15 protein-coding genes are annotated in these 16020 nt (G+C 73.1%); 10 read left to right on the forward strand and 5 right to left on the reverse strand.

The window, feature by feature from the left end:
• Positions 1 to 199 precede the first annotated feature (199 nt).
• The 3 genes from ACFXGI_RS04685 to ACFXGI_RS04695 all read left to right on the forward strand — a co-directional run bounded on the left by ACFXGI_RS04685 (position 200) and on the right by ACFXGI_RS04695 (position 3460).
• Entirely contained in the window at positions 200 to 1192 is a 993-nt protein-coding gene (locus tag ACFXGI_RS04685; RefSeq protein WP_384703221.1) for a PP2C family protein-serine/threonine phosphatase, read from the forward strand.
• 343 nt (positions 1193 to 1535) lie between these two features.
• Positions 1536 to 2876 (forward strand): transcriptional regulator, encoded by a 1341-nt coding sequence (locus ACFXGI_RS04690; protein ID WP_384703224.1) that lies wholly within the window; start codon positions 1536 to 1538, stop codon positions 2874 to 2876.
• A 53-nt stretch (positions 2877 to 2929) separates the two neighbouring features.
• Positions 2930 to 3460: an NUDIX domain-containing protein gene (locus ACFXGI_RS04695; protein ID WP_384703226.1), complete on the forward strand. Its 531-nt coding sequence runs from the start codon at positions 2930 to 2932 to the stop codon at positions 3458 to 3460.
• Positions 3461 to 3492: 32 nt separating this feature from the next.
• Here ACFXGI_RS04695 and ACFXGI_RS04700 read toward each other — a convergent pair whose 3' ends face one another.
• Positions 3493 to 4386 carry a 3-hydroxybutyryl-CoA dehydrogenase gene (locus tag ACFXGI_RS04700; protein ID WP_051805126.1) on the reverse strand — a complete coding sequence of 298 codons (894 nt, stop codon included), beginning with the start codon at positions 4384 to 4386 and terminating at the stop codon, positions 3493 to 3495.
• A gap of 153 nt (positions 4387 to 4539) precedes the next feature.
• Between ACFXGI_RS04700 and ACFXGI_RS04705 the strand changes: the two genes are divergently transcribed.
• Positions 4540 to 5778: a glycoside hydrolase family 10 protein gene (locus tag ACFXGI_RS04705; protein WP_384703229.1), complete on the forward strand. Its 1239-nt coding sequence runs from the start codon at positions 4540 to 4542 to the stop codon at positions 5776 to 5778.
• Between the two features lie 33 nt (positions 5779 to 5811).
• Here the strand turns inward: ACFXGI_RS04705 and ACFXGI_RS04710 are convergent, their stop codons facing one another.
• A complete protein-coding gene (locus tag ACFXGI_RS04710; RefSeq protein WP_229341285.1) occupies positions 5812 to 6009 on the reverse strand; it encodes a DUF1918 domain-containing protein in 198 nt (65 codons plus the stop codon).
• Positions 6010 to 6070: 61 nt separating this feature from the next.
• Positions 6071 to 7036 carry a DMT family transporter gene (locus ACFXGI_RS04715; RefSeq protein ID WP_384703232.1) on the reverse strand — a complete coding sequence of 322 codons (966 nt, stop codon included), beginning with the start codon at positions 7034 to 7036 and terminating at the stop codon, positions 6071 to 6073.
• Here ACFXGI_RS04715 and ACFXGI_RS04720 point away from each other — a divergent pair.
• A complete protein-coding gene (locus ACFXGI_RS04720; protein ID WP_384703235.1) occupies positions 7035 to 8474 on the forward strand; it encodes a PLP-dependent aminotransferase family protein in 1440 nt (479 codons plus the stop codon). The genes ACFXGI_RS04715 and ACFXGI_RS04720 overlap by 2 nt on opposite strands.
• A gap of 40 nt (positions 8475 to 8514) precedes the next feature.
• Positions 8515 to 9273, forward strand: coding sequence for an N-acetyltransferase (locus ACFXGI_RS04725; protein ID WP_384703238.1), 759 nt, complete (start codon positions 8515 to 8517; stop codon positions 9271 to 9273).
• A gap of 28 nt (positions 9274 to 9301) precedes the next feature.
• Here the strand turns inward: ACFXGI_RS04725 and ACFXGI_RS04730 are convergent, their stop codons facing one another.
• Together ACFXGI_RS04730 and ACFXGI_RS04735 are read right to left on the reverse strand one after the other, a co-directional pair.
• Entirely contained in the window at positions 9302 to 11200 is a 1899-nt protein-coding gene (locus tag ACFXGI_RS04730) for an alkyl/aryl-sulfatase (protein WP_384703241.1), read from the reverse strand.
• Entirely contained in the window at positions 11197 to 11565 is a 369-nt protein-coding gene (locus ACFXGI_RS04735; RefSeq protein ID WP_384703244.1) for a hypothetical protein, read from the reverse strand. Before ACFXGI_RS04735 ends, ACFXGI_RS04730 begins: the two co-directional genes overlap by 4 nt.
• Before the next feature lie 141 nt (positions 11566 to 11706).
• Between ACFXGI_RS04735 and argC the strand changes: the two genes are divergently transcribed.
• Genes argC through ACFXGI_RS04755 form a run of 4 tightly spaced genes read left to right on the forward strand, consistent with a single transcriptional unit; the run spans position 11707 to position 16020 of the window.
• Positions 11707 to 12735, forward strand: coding sequence for an N-acetyl-gamma-glutamyl-phosphate reductase (gene argC, locus ACFXGI_RS04740; protein ID WP_384703246.1), 1029 nt, complete (start codon positions 11707 to 11709; stop codon positions 12733 to 12735).
• On the forward strand, positions 12732 to 13889 hold the full coding sequence (argJ, locus tag ACFXGI_RS04745; protein ID WP_384703249.1) for a bifunctional glutamate N-acetyltransferase/amino-acid acetyltransferase ArgJ: 1158 nt from the start codon (positions 12732 to 12734) through the stop codon (positions 13887 to 13889). Before argC ends, argJ begins: the two co-directional genes overlap by 4 nt.
• Complete coding sequence (gene argB / locus ACFXGI_RS04750) at positions 13886 to 14824, forward strand: acetylglutamate kinase (RefSeq protein WP_384703252.1); 939 nt, start codon at positions 13886 to 13888, stop codon at positions 14822 to 14824. The genes argJ and argB overlap by 4 nt, the downstream gene beginning before the upstream one ends.
• Positions 14821 to 16020: an acetylornithine transaminase gene (locus tag ACFXGI_RS04755; protein WP_384703255.1), complete on the forward strand. Its 1200-nt coding sequence runs from the start codon at positions 14821 to 14823 to the stop codon at positions 16018 to 16020. Before argB ends, ACFXGI_RS04755 begins: the two co-directional genes overlap by 4 nt.

Raw genomic sequence — 16020 nt, forward strand, 5'->3', positions numbered from 1 at the left:
GAGCAAGGCCTGAGGGGCGTGTCCGGTGGTCCGGACACGCCCCTTGCGCATGGGGCGGGCGTGAGGGGACCCCGCTCACTCATTCGGGTGAGAACGCAGGTGACCCGTGTCTCGGGCTTCCGGCTGTCGACAGAATCGTTGCGGCCGAGGGGAGGCCGGAACGATGATCACGGGCGGGGAGATGCCCCAGGTGCGTCGGGTGTGCGTCCTTGCATGGGGCGCCGCCGCGGTGTCCTGGGAGCTGTCCACCCCCGGGCGGCTGGGCGCCAGCCTGGCCAGCTGCGCGGCGTTCCTGTTACTGGCCGCCGGGTGTGCCCTGCACATCCGGCGCGAGCTGACGGCGGAGCTGCGGCGGATGCGGGAGATCGCGGGCGCGGCGCAGCGGGCCCTGCTGCGGCCCCTGCCGGGGAGGATCGGGGGCCTGACGCTGGCGGCGGCGCAACTGTCGGCGAGCCGGGGCGCGGCGGTGGGCGGGGACCTGTACGAGGCCGTGCCGACGGCGTACGGGGTCCGGGTGGTGATCGGGGACGTACGGGGGCACGGGCTGCCGGCGCTGGGCGCGGCGGCCGCGGTGCTCGGGGCCTTTCGGGAGGCGGCGTACGACGAACCCGCGCTCGGCGGGGTGCTGGTGCGCATGGAACGGGCCCTGTCCCGGCACGTCCTGGCGCAGGACGCCGCGGAGGAGTTCGTGACGGTGCTGCTGCTCCAGATCGCGGAGGACGGCTCCGTCCTGGCCCTGAACCGAGGCCACCCGTGGCCGTACCTCCTCCGCGAGCCGCAGCCGCTCGAACCCTGCGGGGCCCCGCCCCGCACCGCCCTCTCGGAGCCCGGGAAACGGAGAAGGGGCGGGGCGGGGAGAGGCTGCGCTCGGCGGGGCTCGGACGTGCGGACCCTCGACGGGGGCGAGACGTTCCCGCCGCTCGGGGTGGTGCCCGTACAGCCGGACGTCCAGCCGCAGGACTGCGGACAGCTGTGGCCCGGCGACGTCCTGTTCCTGCACACCGACGGCGCCGAAGACGCACGCGACCACGACGGGCGGTTCTTCCCGCTGCGCAGCGTGCTCGCGGAGCAGGCCGACGGCACGCCCGCGCGGCTGGTCGCGGGCGTGCACGCCGCACTGCTTCGCCACACCGGCGGGCAGCTCACCGACGACGTCGCCCTCTTGGTGCTGCGCAGCGACCACAACGCCTGAACCGGAGGGGACCGCACACCGGGCCCGGTGGGAGGGCCCGGCGCGCGTTCCACGGCCCCTGCCGGGGCCCGGCGACCAACCGGGCCCCGGCGGAGCCGGAGCGCGCCGCCCGCCTGCCATGGAGTGTCGGGCAGACAGCAAGGCGGGCGGCGCGCTGCGGGTCGTCGCACTGTACGAGGGGGAGCCGACGACCCGAGCTGCCTCTTTGGCGAGGCTCTTAAGTGAACCGCCCCCAGGGCTCGTTGCGGCAGGGTGCGTATCGCATTTATGCGCGTTCTCGGTTCACACCCCGTGTGAACCGCGCACCCACTAGCCTGAGACCGAAGAGCCCTTGGAGGGGCCCATGCAGCCCAACGCCCTTCTCGACGCCCTCCTCGCCGAGGCGGGCATGTCCCACGCCGGACTCGCGGCGCACGTCAACCAGGCGGGCCGATCCCGCGGGCTCGCCCTGCGCTACGAACACACCGCCGTCACCCGGTGGTTGAAGGGCCAGCGGCCGCGCGGCCAGGTGCCCGACCTGATCTGCGAGGTGCTCGGCGGCCGGCTCCGGCGCCCGGTGTCGCTGGACGACGTCGGGCTCGGCGTTCCGGGCCAGCCCGTCTCCCCGCACGGCTCCCCGCTCAGCGGCTTCGTCGACCGGGCCGCCGCCCTGTGGCGCTCCGACGAGCAGGGCCGTGTCCAGCTGCTCACCGCCGAGGCCGTCACCGGGACGCCCGCCGTCATCCCGGTCTGGGAGTGGGAGAACCCGCCCGAGGACGCCGACGTCTCCCGGGACGGGCCGAACCGGATCGGCCCGCAGCACATCGAGATCCTCCGGGCCGCCCGCGCACACTACGAGCTGATGTACCGCCGCGCCGGCGGGGTGGCCACCCGGGCCCGCATCATCCGCTTCCTCGGCAGCGAGACCGCGCCGATGCTGCGCGGGAGCTACCCCGACGGGCTCGGCCGCCAGCTGCACCGGGCCACCGGCTCCCTCGTGGCGGTGGCCGGGATCTGCGCGTACGACTCGGACGCCCACGGGCTCGCCCAGCGGTACTTCCACCAGGCGCTGCGGCTCGCGAAGGCCAGCGGGGACCGGGGGCTCGGCGCCTACGTCATCGCGCTGATCGTCAACCAGTCGCTGCACCTGCGGGAGTACCGCCAGGCCGTCGCCTTCGCCGAGGCCGCGCTGCGCGCCGCGGGCCGGCACACCACCCCGGCCCTGGCCGCCGACCTGTACGCCATGCAGGCCAAGGCGTACGCGCAACTCGGCGACACCACGGCCGCGTTGGCCTGCATCCGCAATGCCGAGGCGGCCGCCGAACGGATCCGGCCCGGCACGGAGCCGGACGAGACGGGGTACGTACAGCCCGGGCTGGTCAACGTACAGGTGGCCGAGGCGCTGCTCAGCCTCGGTGACCTGCACGCCGCCCACGAGCAGGCGACGGCGGCGGTCGGGACTCCGGCACACGACCGCGGGCGGGTCCACCGGCTGGCGATGCTCTGCGAGATCCAGCTGCGCCAGGGCGAGGCGGACCGGGCGGTGGCGGCCGCGGCCGAGATGGCCGAGCGGGCCAAGGGGATGGAGTCGCTGCGACTGCGGGACCGGTTGCGGGCGGTCCGTGAACAGCTGCTGACCAGCGGATGTTCCGGCGCGGAGGAGACCGCGCAGCTGATCGACGGGGCGCTGCGCGTTCCCCTGTGAGCGCGTGAACTGCTGCCATGTTGCCACCTACTCGAACGGAAGGTGGCACAACCGTGCAGTGGACGAACCTGAGTGAGCAGACCGTGTACAAGAACCGCTGGTTCGACGTGAATCTCGCCGATGTGGAACTCCCCGACGGCCGGCACCTGGACCACTTCGTGATCCGGCTGCGGCCCGTCGCCGTCGCCACGGCCGTCAACGAGGCCAACGAGGTGCTGCTGCTGTGGCGGCACCGGTTCATCACCGACAGCTGGGGCTGGGAACTGCCCGCGGGCGTGGTCGAGGACGGCGAGGACATCGCGGCGGCCGCGGCCCGGGAGATGGAGGAGGAGTCGGGCTGGCGGCCCGGGCCCCTCCACCACCTGATCACCGTCGAACCGGCCAACGGGCTGACCGATGCCCGCCACCATCTCTACTGGGCGGACGGGGCGACGTACATCGGACATCCCGAGGACGACTTCGAGTCCTCACGCCGCGAGTGGGTAGCGCTCAAACTCGTGCCGGACATGATCGCGCGCGGCGAGATCCCGGCCGCCAACATGGCGGCCGGGCTGCTGCTCCTGCACCATCTGCGGCTCGGCTGACCCCGCCGGCCGCGGGTCGCGGCAGAACGGGATCAGCCGTACGGGTAGAAGCCCGAGCCGGTCTTGCGGCCCAGGCGGCCCGCGTCGACCATCCGCTGCAGCAGCGGGGGAGCGGCGTACAGCGGCTCCTTGTACTCCGCGTACATCGAGTCGGCGATCGAGGCGATCGTGTCCAGGCCGATCAGGTCGGAGAGCTTGAGCGGGCCCATCGGGTGGGCGCAGCCCAGCTCCATGCCGTTGTCGATGTCCTCGCGGCTCGCGATGCCGGACTCGAACATCCGGATCGCCGACAGCAGGTACGGGACCAGGAGCGCGTTGACGACGAAGCCCGACCGGTCCTGGGCGCGGATGGCGTGCTTGCCCAGGACCTTCGCCACCAGGGCCTCGGCCCGCTTGACGGTCTCGTCGCTCGTGGTCAGCGCCGGGATCAGCTCGACGAGCTGCTGCACCGGGGCCGGGTTGAAGAAGTGGATGCCGATCACCTGGTCGGGCCGCGAGGTCGTGACGGCCAGCTTGACCAGCGGGATCGAGGAGGTGTTGGAGGCGAGGATCGCGTCCGGGCGGGTGATCACCTGGTCGAGGACCTGGAAGATCTCCGTCTTGACCTGCTCGTTCTCGACGACGGCCTCGATGACGAGGTCACGGTCGGCGAACTCGCCGAGATCGGTGGTGAAGGTGAGGCGGGCCAGGGTGGCGTCCCGCTCCTCCTCGCTGATCTTGCCGCGTTCGGCGGCCTTGGTCAGGGAGTTGTGCAGCCGGGTGCGCCCGATCTCCAGGGCCTCGCCGGTGGTCTCGGCGACCTTCACCTCGAGGCCGCTGCGGGCGCACACCTCGGCGATGCCCGCGCCCATCTGGCCACAGCCCACTACGCCGACTCGGGTGATGTCGGAAGGGAGGTCAGTCACTTCGTGCCTTTCGCTGCTCATCCGTCGGCGGGTCCCCCGTGCTGTGCAGTGTCACTGCGTTCCGGCGCCCGCCACGCCCCACGACGTTACCCCCGACCTTGACCCTGCCGGCGGGCCGGGGCGGGCATGCTGTCAGATGCACGGCACTGTCACGCAACGGAACGGGGTCATCACATGGGGTACATCGGGCGTCGGGGGCTGCTGGCGGGGGCCGCCGGGCTGCTGGCGGCGACGGGCGGGGCGGCCCCCGCGCGGGCGGCCCGTGGGCGGCGCCCGCGCCGCAAGACGGCCGCCGAGTTCCGCGCGATGTGGATCGCCTCTGTGGAGAACGTCGACTGGCCCTCCGACAGCGGGCTGGACGCCGGGGAGCAGCGCGACGAGCTGATCCGCCTCCTCGACACCGCCGTCGCCCGCCGCCTCAACGCCGTGGTCCTCCAGGTCCGGCCCGCCGCCGACGCGATGTGGCCCGGAGCCCGGGAGCCCTGGTCGCAGTGGCTGACGGGGGAGCAGGGTGAAGACCCCGGCTGGGACCCGCTCGGCACGGCGGTCGCCGAAGCCCATGCCCGGGGGCTGGAGCTGCACGCCTGGTTCAACCCGTACCGGGTCGCCAACCACACCGACCCCGGCCTCCTGGCCGCGGACCATCCGGCCCGGCGCAACCCCGGCTGGACGGTCGCCTACAACAAGAAGCTGTACTACAACCCCGGGCTGCCCGAGGTGCGCGCCTTCGTGCAGGAGGCCATGCTCGACGCCGTCTCCCGGTATGAGGTGGACGGGGTGCACTGGGACGACTACTTCTACCCGTACCCCGTCGAGGGGGAGGCGTTCGACGACGACGACGCGTACGCGCGCCACGGCGCCGGCTTCGCCTCCCGCGCTGACTGGCGGCGCGGCAACACCGACGCGCTCGTCCATGAGATGTCCGAGCGGGTGCGGGCGATCCGCCCGGCGGCGCGCTTCGGCATCAGCCCCTTCGCGGTCTGGCGCAACAGCGAGCGGGATCCGCTCGGTTCGCCGACGCAGGCGGGCGTCGAAACGTACGACGACCTGTACGCGGACACCCGCAAGTGGGTGCGGGAGGGCTGGATCGACTACATCGTGCCGCAGGTCTACTGGCAGATCGGCCACCCGACCGCCGACTACGCCAAGATCGTCCCCTGGTGGGCGAAGACCGTCGCCGGCACCGATGTGGCGCTGTACGTGGGCGAGGCCCTGTACCGCTGCGACCGCAACAGCGCCACCGCGGCGTGGCGCGATCCGAAGGAGCTGTCGAAGCACCTGACGTTCGCCCGCGATTACCCCGAGGTCCGCGGCCACGTCTACTTCTCGGCGAAGCAGGTGGTCGCGGACCCCAATGGTGCGATGGCCAGGGTCGTTGCCGACCATTATCCGACGGCCGTGCCGCCGAGGTGACGCATGGCCGTGCCGGCCGCGTCGAGTGGGCAGTCAGGGCATGGGCTCCGTCGGGTGCTTCACGACGCAGTCGGGGCCCGGAGACATGACTGCCTCGTGACCGTCGGCGAAACGGACCCGGTAGGGAGGGGTGCCGTTCTCGCCGAGTACCTGAGTGATTTCACCGACCTTGTCGTGCTGCCCCACGATCCTGCCGTGCTGCACCAGCTGGTCGCCCTCGGTCGCGCGCATTGCTGACCTCCTCGGAGGCGGTCTGAATCCGGTGACAGCAGTTTACGGCGATTCGTACACATTAGGCCCGCTGGGTCACGGCGATGCAGACCAGGACCGCACAGGCGGCGGCCGGGGCGGCGGGGGAGAGGTGCTCGCCCAGCAGCGCCACCGACCAGACCAGGGTCAGCAGCGGCTGGGCGAGCTGCAGCTGGCTGGCCCGCGGGGCGCCGATCTCCGCCATCCCGCGGTACCAGACGTACAGGCCGAGGAAGGTGGAGCCGGCCGCCGCCCAGAGGAGGCCGGCCAGTCCGTGGCCCGTCAGGTGCACAGGCTCGTACGCGAGCCCCAGCGCGGAGCCGGCCAGGCTGAGCGGCAGGCACAGCACCAGCGCCCAGCCGATGACCTGCCAGCCGGGCAGGACCCGGGCCAGGCGTCCGCCCTCGGTGTACCCGGCCGCGCACACCAGCAGGGCCCCGAAGAGGTAGCCGTCGCCGGCCGAGAGGGCGCCGCCGCTCTGGGCCAGGGTGAAGCCGAGCACGACGGCGGCTCCGGCGACGGCCGCGCCCCAGAACCGGCGCGAGGGGCGGGCGCCGGTGCGCAGAGCGGACACGGCGGCCGTGGTGAGCGGGAGCAGGCCGACGACGACGGCGGCGTGCGAGGTGGTGGAGGTGGTCAGCGCCAGGGTGGTGAGCAGCGGGAAGCCGACGACGACGCCGGCGGCGACCACGGCGAGGCCCGCCCAGTGCGCCCGGGCGGGCAGCGGCACCCGCCCGGCCAGCAGGAAGGCCCCCGCGATGAGTGCGGCGAGGAGGCTGCGCACGGCGACGAAGGACCAGGGGCCGAAGCTCTCCAGGCCCCAGGCGGTGGCGGGGAAGGTCAGCGAGAAGGCGATGACGCCGAGTGAGGCGAGGGCGGTGCCTCCGCGGACGCGCCCCGCAAGACGACCGCGTCCGCCGAGACCGCCGCTCCCGTCGGGCCCTGGCCGGTGCGCGGGGCGCTCCACCGCTATCGCCGTCTGGGGAGTAGCGCTATTCTGTGCTGTCATGTACGAGCGTAGCAGTGTGGCGGAGCTGGCAGAATCCCTGCGGTCGGAGCTCGACCGCTACTCGGTGGGTGGAAAGCTCCCGTCGAGCCGGGCCCTGGTCGAGCGCTACCGGGTCAGCCCCGTCACCGTCTCCCGCGCCCTCGCGCAGCTGGCCTCCGAGGGGCTGGTCGTCACCCGGCCCGGCGCCGGGGTGTTCCGGGCCCTGCCGCGTACCGCGGAGCCCGTGCCCGGGGACACCTCCTGGCAGGAGGTCGCCCTGAGCGCGGAGGGCGCCGGCGAGGTGGTCCCGCGTTCGGTGGACGCCTCCGGGGTGCTGGCCTGTCTGGCCGCGCCGCCCTCCGGGGTGATCGGGCTCAACAGCGGCTACCTGCACCCCTCCATCCAGCCCGAGCGGGCCATGGCCGCGGCGCTGGCCCGGGCCGGCCGGCGTCCCGGGGCCTGGGAGCGGCCGCCCATGGAGGGGCTGCCCGAGCTGCGCGACTGGTTCGCCCGGGAGATCGGCGGGGCGGCCGGGGCCGTCGGAGCCGCCGATGTGCTCGTCACCGCGGGCGGGCAGAGCGCGCTCACCACCGCCCTGCGGGCGCTGGCCCCGCCCGGGGCGCCGATCCTCGTGGAGTCCCCGACCTACCCCGGGCTGCTGGCCATCGCCCGGGCCTCCGGATGCCGGCCGGTGCCCGTCCCGGTGGATGCCGAGGGGGTCCGGCCGGAACTGCTGGCCGCCGCCTTCGAAGCGACCGGCGCGCGGGTCTTCGTATGCCAGCCGCTGTTCCAGAACCCGACCGGTGCCGTGCTGGCTCCCGGGCGGCGGGCCGAGGTGCTGCGGATCGCGCGGGCCGCCGGGGCCTTCGTGGTGGAGGACGACTACGCCCGGGCGCTGGGCCACGACGACGCCGGTCCGCTCCCCCCGACGCTGGCCGCCGAGGACCACGACGGGGTGGTCGTCCACGTCCGGTCCCTGACCAAGGCCACCTCGCCCAGCCTGCGGGTCGGCGCGCTCGCCGCCCGGGGCCCGGTGCTGGACCGGCTGCGGGCCATCCAGATCGTGGACTCCTTCTTCGTGTCCCGGCCGCTCCAGGAAGCCGCCCTGGAGCTGGTCGGTGCGCCCGCCTGGCCCCGCCACCTGAGGTCCGTCGCCGCCGAGCTGCGCCACCGGCGGGATCTGCTCGCGGGCGCGCTGCGCCGGGAGCTGCCCGGGCTGACCCTGCCCCATCTGCCCTCGGGCGGCTACCAGTTGTGGGCACGGATGGCCGAGGGCGACGACGACGCGGCGTTCGCGGCCGCGGCCCTGCGCGCCGGGGTCGCGGTCGCCGCCGGCCGCCCGTACTTCTGCGCGGAACCGCCCGGTCCGTACGTACGGCTCAGCTTCGCCGGGGTCTCGGGCGCGGCTGAGCTGGGCGAGGCCGTACGGCGGCTGCGCTCGCTCCGGGCCCCGGCCTAAATCGCTGGAGCGCGCCGCTCCACCGCCCTACCCTGCGGCCATGGACGGAATCAAGATCACCACCCTTGCGCAGCGACCGGAACTCGCCGAGCGGCTCTGGGACATGAAGGACACCTGGCCGGAGTTCGCCCAGCACGACTCGGTCGCCTGGCTCCTCTATCCGAGGATGGTCAAGGAGCTGGCCGACTACGTCCTGGTCGCCACCGACGGCGATGCGGTGATCGCCCGCGGGTTCAGCGTGCCCTTCGCCCAGCACGCGCCCGGCCGGGACGGGGTGCTGCCCGCGCGGGGCTGGGACCAGGTCCTCCTGTGGGCCTTCTCCGACCTGCGGCGCGGGGTGGCCCCCGACACGGTGAGCGCCATCGAGATCACCGTCGCCACCGACCGGCTCGGCGAGGGCCTGTCCGGCCGGATGCTGGCCGTGATGCGGGAGAACGCGCGCGCCCGGGGCTTCGCCGAGGTGGTGGCCCCCGTCCGGCCCAGCGGGAAGCCGGCCGAGCCGGACACCTTGATCGAGGAGTACGCGTACCGCACGCGCGAGGACGGTCTCCCGTACGACCCGTGGCTGCGGGTCCACGTCCGCGCGGGGGCGGTGATCGACTCGGTGGCACCGCTGTCGATGACGATCACCGGCTCGCTCGCCGAGTGGCGGGAGTGGACCGGGCTGCCCTTCGACACGACGGGTCCGGTGCGGGTGCCCGGGGCGCTGGCCCCGGTCCGCTGCGAGGCCGAACAGGGCTACGCGGCGTACGTGGAGCCGAACGTCTGGGTCCGCCACGTGCTGGACGGCCCGGCGTAGGGATTGCGGCCCGGCGCGGGGGTTTCCGTCAGGGCGTGACGATCGCGAAGTCGGGGTCGGGCTCGGTGAGGTGGGCGGTCAGCTCGGCGAGCCGGGCCGGATCGCCCGAGACCTCGGCCCGGCCCCGGTCGACCAGGTCCGCGAGCGCGGTCCGGCCGAGCAGGAGGGCGCGCAGGGCCGGCTCGTCCAGGGTGATCTCCACGTCCGGCTCGCCGGCGGCCGGGCCGAGCCCCCGGACGTGGGTGAGCACGCCGTTCTTCAGACGCAGGGTGCTGGGATCGCGGCCGTCGGTGAACCGCCAGCGGACGGTGACGTCCGCGTCCCAGCTGCCCGGGCCGTCGACGCGGATCGCCAGGGAGTCGAAGAGCTGGTCGAGCGTCAGGGTGCTGATCAGGTCCTCGGAGGCGCTGGAGGCGGAGGTGCCGACCGGGCCGTGGCGCAGTTCGTGGGCGCCGGTGAGGAAGAAGTTGCGCCAGGTGCCGTTCTCGCTGCCGTAGCCGAGCTGCTCCAGGGTGTCCGCCTGCAGGGCGCGGGCCTCGGCGTTGTCGGGGTCGGCGAACAGAACGTGGCCGACGACCTCCGCGACCCAGCGGAAATCGCCCTGCGCGTAGGACTGGCGGGCACGGCGCAGCACCTCGTCGGCGCCGCCCATGAAGTCGACGTAGCGGGCGGCGGCCTCGGTGGGCGGGTGGGCCCACAGGCGGGCCGGGTTGCCGTCGAACCAGCCCATGTACCGCTGGTAGACGGCCTTGGCGTTGTGGCTGACGGAGCCGTAGTAGCCGTGGGTGTGCCAGGCCCGCTCCAGCGCGGGCGGCAGCCGCATCTCCTCGGCGATCTCCGGCCCGGTGAGCCCCTGGTTGATCATGCGCAGCGTCTGGTCGTGGAGGTAGGCGTACAGGTCGCGCTGCTCGGAGAGGAAGGCGAGGGCGTCCCCGCGGCCCCAGACCGGCCAGTGGTGCGAGGCGAACACGACGTCGGTGGCGGCGCCGAAGAGCTGGACGGTCTCGGTCAGGTACCGGGCCCAGTCGTGCGGGTCGCGGACCTGGGCGCCGCGCAGCGTGAGCAGGTTGTGCAGGGTGTGGGTGGCGTTCTCGGCGGTGCACAGGGCCGCGTGGTCGGGGAAGTGGATGTTGAGTTCGGCCGGGGCCTCGGTGCCCGGGGTCATCTGGAACACCATGCGGATCCCGTCGACGGTCTCGCTCTGCCCCGTGCGGGCGATGGTGAGCGTCGGCGGGATGAGGGTGACCGTTCCCGTGGACGTCGTGGGGCCCAGCCCCGAGCCGATCTGCCCGCGGGGGCCCTTGGGCAGGGCGGCGCCGTACATGTACGTGGCGCGGCGGCTCATGGCGGTGCCGGCGTAGACGTTCTCGCTGACGGCGTGCTCCAGGAACCCCTCCGGGGCGAGCACCGGAACCCCGGCCGCGACCTCCTCGACGCTGATGACGCCCTTGACGCCGCCGAAGTGGTCGGCATGGCTGTGGGTGTAGAGGACGCCGGTGACGGGTCGCCCGCCGCGGTGGCGGCGGTACAGCGCGAGCGCGGCGGCGGCGGTCTCCGTGGAGATCAGCGGGTCGATGACCAGGATGCCGCGCTCGCCTTCGACCACGGTCATGTTGGACAGGTCGAAGCCGCGCACCTGGTAGATCCCCGGGACCACCTCGAACAGTCCGTGGCCGCCGGCAAGTCTGCTCTGGCGCCACAGGCTCGGGTGGGCGGTGGGCGGGCAGTCCCCGTCCAGGAACCCGTAGGCGTCCAGGTCCCACACCACGCGGCCGTCCGCGTCCCGGATCCCGGATTCCGCGACCGTGCCGAGGAATCCGCGGCGTTCGTCCTCCAGGTCGCGGGTGTCGTCGAACGCCGGGCCCCGCGCCGCGGCGCCGTTGGCCTCCGCGACGACGGCTTCGGCGTCCCCGGGGGTGGCCTTCATTGCGTGCCGCCCCCGCAGAAGGTCTTGGCGGCGAGCGCGGCGCCGTTGTCGTAGCCCTTCTGCCAATTGGGGTCGACCTCGCCCAGGGTGTTCGGCTGCTTGGCGCTGCAGTTGGCCTTGACGCCCTCGAAACCGGTCCTGTAGCCGTTGTCGCCCTTGACCGTGACCGTCTTTCCGGCGTAGAACCCGGAACCCGTGACCTTCAGTTGGCTGCCGCCCCCGTAGCTGAGCTCATCGCTGACCGCGCACGTGGCGGCGGGTACGCGCGGGGGCGCGGCCGCGGCGTGGGCCGAGGCGGCCGGCCCGAGGGGCAGGGGGGAGACCGTCAGCGGGGCCAGGACGGCCATCCGAACGCGCTGCTTCATCGTGGTGCCTCCCAAATCGGTGTCCGGGAACCCCCAACGTCATCTTCCCGTGCTCCGGCGGGGCCCGCAGAGTGATCACCGCAGGGCTTTGCATAAAACTGCGACGGTACGTATAGTCATGCCATCGAGGAGGAGGGTCCGATGGTGGTACGTGTAGCGGTGGCCGGAGCGAGCGGGTACGCGGGCGGGGAAGTCCTGCGCCTGCTGCTCTCCCACCCCGAGGTGGAGATCGGCGCCCTGACCGGCAACTCCAACGCCGGACAGCTCTTCGGCAGCCTGCAGCCGCAGCTGGTGCCGCTCGCCGGCCGGACCCTGGAGGCGACCACGCCCGAGGTCCTCGCCGGCCACGATGTGGTCTTCCTGGCGCTGCCCCACGGGCAGTCCGCCGCCGTCGCCGCGGAGCTCGGCCCGGACGTCCTCGTCGTCGACATGGGCGCCGACCACCGGCTCAAGGACTCCGCCGACTGGGACGCGTTCTACGGCGCCCCGCACGCCGGAACCTGGCCGTACGGGCTCCCCGAGCTGCCCGGTGCCCGCGCCGCGCTGGAGGGGTGCAAGCGCATCGCGGTTCCCGGGTGCTTCCCCACCGCCGTCACCCTCGCCCTCTTCCCGGCGTACGCCGCGCAGCTGGCCGAGCCGGAGGCCGTGATCGTCGCCGCCACCGGCACCTCCGGCGCCGGCAAGGCGCTCAAGCCGCACCTGCTCGGCTCCGAGGTCATGGGCTCCGTCAGCCCGTACGGGGTGGGCGGCGGCCACCGGCACACCCCCGAGATGGTGCAGAACCTCAGCCCGATCGCCGGGCGGAAGGTCTCCGTCTCCTTCACGCCGACCCTCGTGCCGATGTCGCGCGGCATCCTGGCCACCTGCTCCGCCAAAGCCCTCCCCGGCACCACCGCCGACGCGGTGCGCGCCGCGTACGAGAAGGCGTACGCGGACGAGCCCTTCGTGCACCTGCTGCCCGAGGGTCAGTGGCCGGCGACCTCGTCGGTCCACGGTTCCAACGCCGTCCAGATCCAGGTCGCGTACGACGGGTCCGCGCAGCGGATCATCGCGATCAGCGCCATCGACAACCTCGCCAAGGGCACCGCCGGTGGCGCGGTGCAGAGCATGAACATCGCCCTCGGGTTCGCAGAAGAGCTCGGGCTTTCCACGATCGGAGTCGCGCCGTGACCGTTACGGCAGCACAGGGATTCACGGCCGCCGGCATCGCGGCCGGGATCAAGGCGAACGGCAACCCGGACCTGGCCCTCGTGGTCAACAACGGTCCTCGGCAGGCCGCGGCGGGCGTCTTCACCTCCAACCGCGTCAAGGCCGCGCCCGTGCTCTGGTCCGAGCAGGTCCTGCGCGGCTCCGTCATCAGCGCGGTCGTCCTCAACTCCGGCGGCGCCAACGCCTGCACCGGCCCCAGGGGCTTCCAGGACACCCACGCCACCGCCGAGAAGGCCGCCGAGGCGCTGGGAGGCGAGCACAACGCCGGCGAGGTCGCCGTCGCCTCCACCGGCCTGATCGGCGTCCTGCTCCCCATGGACAAGCTGCTGCCCGGCATCGACACCGCCGTCGCGGCCCTCTCCGCCGACGGCGGCGAGGACGCCGCCATCGCCATCAAGACCACGGACACCGTGCACAAGACGGCTGCCGTGACCCAGGACGGCTGGACGGTCGGCGGCATGGCCAAGGGTGCGGGCATGCTCGCCCCGGGCCTCGCCACCATGCTCGTCGTCCTCACCACCGACGCCGACGTGGACAGTGCCACCCTCGACATGGCGCTGCGCTCCGCCACCCGCACCACCTTCGACCGGGTCGACTCCGACGGCTGCATGTCCACCAACGACACGGTGCTGCTGCTCGCCTCCGGGGCCTCCGGCCAGGTGCCGGCGTACGAGGCCTTCGCGGAGGCCGTACGGACCGTCTGCGACGACCTCGCCCGCCAGCTGATCGGCGACGCCGAAGGCGCCAGCAAGGACATCCGCATCGAGGTCGTCGGCGCGCTCACCGAGGGCGACGCGGTCGAGGTCGGCCGGTCCATCGCCCGCAACAACCTGCTCAAGTGCGCCATCCACGGCGAGGACCCCAACTGGGGCCGGGTGCTCTCCGCCATCGGCACCACCCGGGCCGCCTTCGACCCGGACCGGCTCAACGTGGCCATCAACGGTGTCTGGGTCTGCAAGAACGGCTCGGTCGGCGAGGACCGCGACCTGGTCTCCATGAAGGACCGCGAGGTCCGCATCACCGCCGACCTGGCCACCGGCTCCGAGTCCGCCGTGATCTGGGCCAACGACCTCACCGCCGAGTACGTCCACGAGAACAGCGCCTACAGCTCATGAGCGACGAGAAGGCCGGCCAGCCCGGCACCGGAACCGCGCGCAAGCACACCGCGCTGCCCAAGGCGCAGATCCTCATCGAGGCGCTGCCCTGGCTCACCCGCCACAACGGCAAGGTCGTCGTCGTCAAGTTCGGCGGCAACGCCATGATCGACGAGGACCTGAAGGCGGCCTTCGCCCAGGACGTGGTCTTCCTGCGCCAGGCCGGCCTCAAGCCGGTCGTGGTCCACGGCGGCGGCCCCCAGATCAACGCCCAGCTCGACAGGCACGGCCTGGTCAGCGAGTTCAAGGCGGGGCTGCGCGTCACGACCCCCGAGGCCATGGACGTCGTACGCATGGTCCTGGCCGGCCAGGTCCAGCGGGAGCTGGTCGGGCTGCTCAACCAGCACGGGCCGCTCGCCGTCGGCATGACCGGCGAGGACGCCCACACCATCACCGCCACCCGGCACACCCCGGAGATCGACGGCGAGCTCGTCGACATCGGCCGGGTCGGCGAGATCACCGCCATCGACACCGGCGCCATCGAGGCATTGCTGGCGGACGGCCGGATCCCGGTCATCTCCTCCATCGCGCGCAGCGCCGACGACCACCACGTGTACAACGTGAACGCCGACACGGCGGCCGCGGCGCTCGCCGCCGCACTGGGCGCCGAGACGCTGATGGTGCTCACGGACGTCGAGGGCCTCTACGCGGACTGGCCGAGCAGCGACGAGGTCATCAGCCGGCTCACCGTCAGCGAGCTGGAGAAGCTGCTGCCCGAGCTGTCCAGCGGGATGGTGCCCAAGATGGAGGGCTGCCTGCACGCCGTACGGGGCGGGGTGAGCACGGCCCGCGTGATCGACGGGCGGGTGCCGCACTCGATCCTGCTGGAGATCTTCACCGACGAGGGAATCGGCACGATGGTCGTGCCCGACGCACAGGGAGGGGAACCCGCGTGACCGGCAACCAGGAGTTCGCGGCCCGCTGGCAGCGTGCGCTGACCGACAACTACGGCACCCCCGCACTGGCCCTCGTACGCGGCGAAGGCGCCCAGGTCTGGGACGCGGACGGCAAGCAGTACACCGACTTCGTCGGCGGCATCGCGGTCAATGCCCTCGGCCACGCCCACCCGGCGATCGTCCAGGCCGTGACCGCACAGATCTCCACCCTCGGCCACGTCTCCAACCTCTACGCCTCCGAGCCGGTCCTCGCGCTCGGCGAGCGGCTGCTCCAGCTCTTCGGACGCCCCGGCCGGATTTTCTTCTGCAACTCCGGAGCCGAGGCCGTCGAGGCCGCCTTCAAGATCGGCCGGCTGACCGGGCGGACCCATATGGTCGCCACCGACGGCGGCTTCCACGGCCGGACGATGGGCGCCCTCGCGCTCACCGGCCAGCCGAAGAAGCAGGGCCCGTTCCTGCCGCTGCCCGGCGAGGTCACGCACGTCCCCTATGGTGATGTCGAGGCCCTGCGGGCCGCCGTCACCGAGGAGACGGCCCTCGTGGTCATCGAGCCGATCCAGGGCGAGAACGGCGTCGTCGTCCCCCCGGCCGGATATCTGACGGCCGCCCGGGAGATCACCCGGGCCACCGGCACCCTGCTCGTCCTCGACGAGGTGCAGACCGGGATCGGACGCTGCGGCCATTGGTGCGAGCACCAGGCCCACGAGGGTGTCGAGCCGGATCTCGTCACGCTCGCGAAGGGTCTGGGAGGCGGACTGCCGATCGGTGCGGTGGCCGCTTTCGGGCCGGCCGCGGAACTGCTCCAGCCCGGCCAGCACGGCACGACCTTCGGCGGGAACCCCGTCGCGTGCGCCGCCGGCCTCGCCGTCGTCGACACCATCGCCGCCGAGGGCCTGCTCGATCAGGTCAAGGCGCGCGGGGAGCGGCTGCGCTCCGGAATCGAGGCCTCCGGGCACCCGCTGGTCTCCCATGTCCGTGGTGAAGGCCTTCTCCTGGGTATCGTGCTGACCGGGCCGCTCGCACCGCAGGTGCAGCAGGCGGCCCAAGATGCCGGCTTCCTGGTCAACGCGCCCGCCCCCGACGTCGTACGGCTCATGCCCCCGTACGTACTCTCCGAGGCCGAGGCGGACGCGTTCGTCCGGGCCCTGCCCGGCATCCTGGACGCAGCCAACGGGGACGGACACACCGGGGAATGA

Source organism: Streptomyces sp. NPDC059355, from assembly GCF_042752335.1.
Taxonomy (GTDB): domain Bacteria; phylum Actinomycetota; class Actinomycetes; order Streptomycetales; family Streptomycetaceae; genus Streptomyces.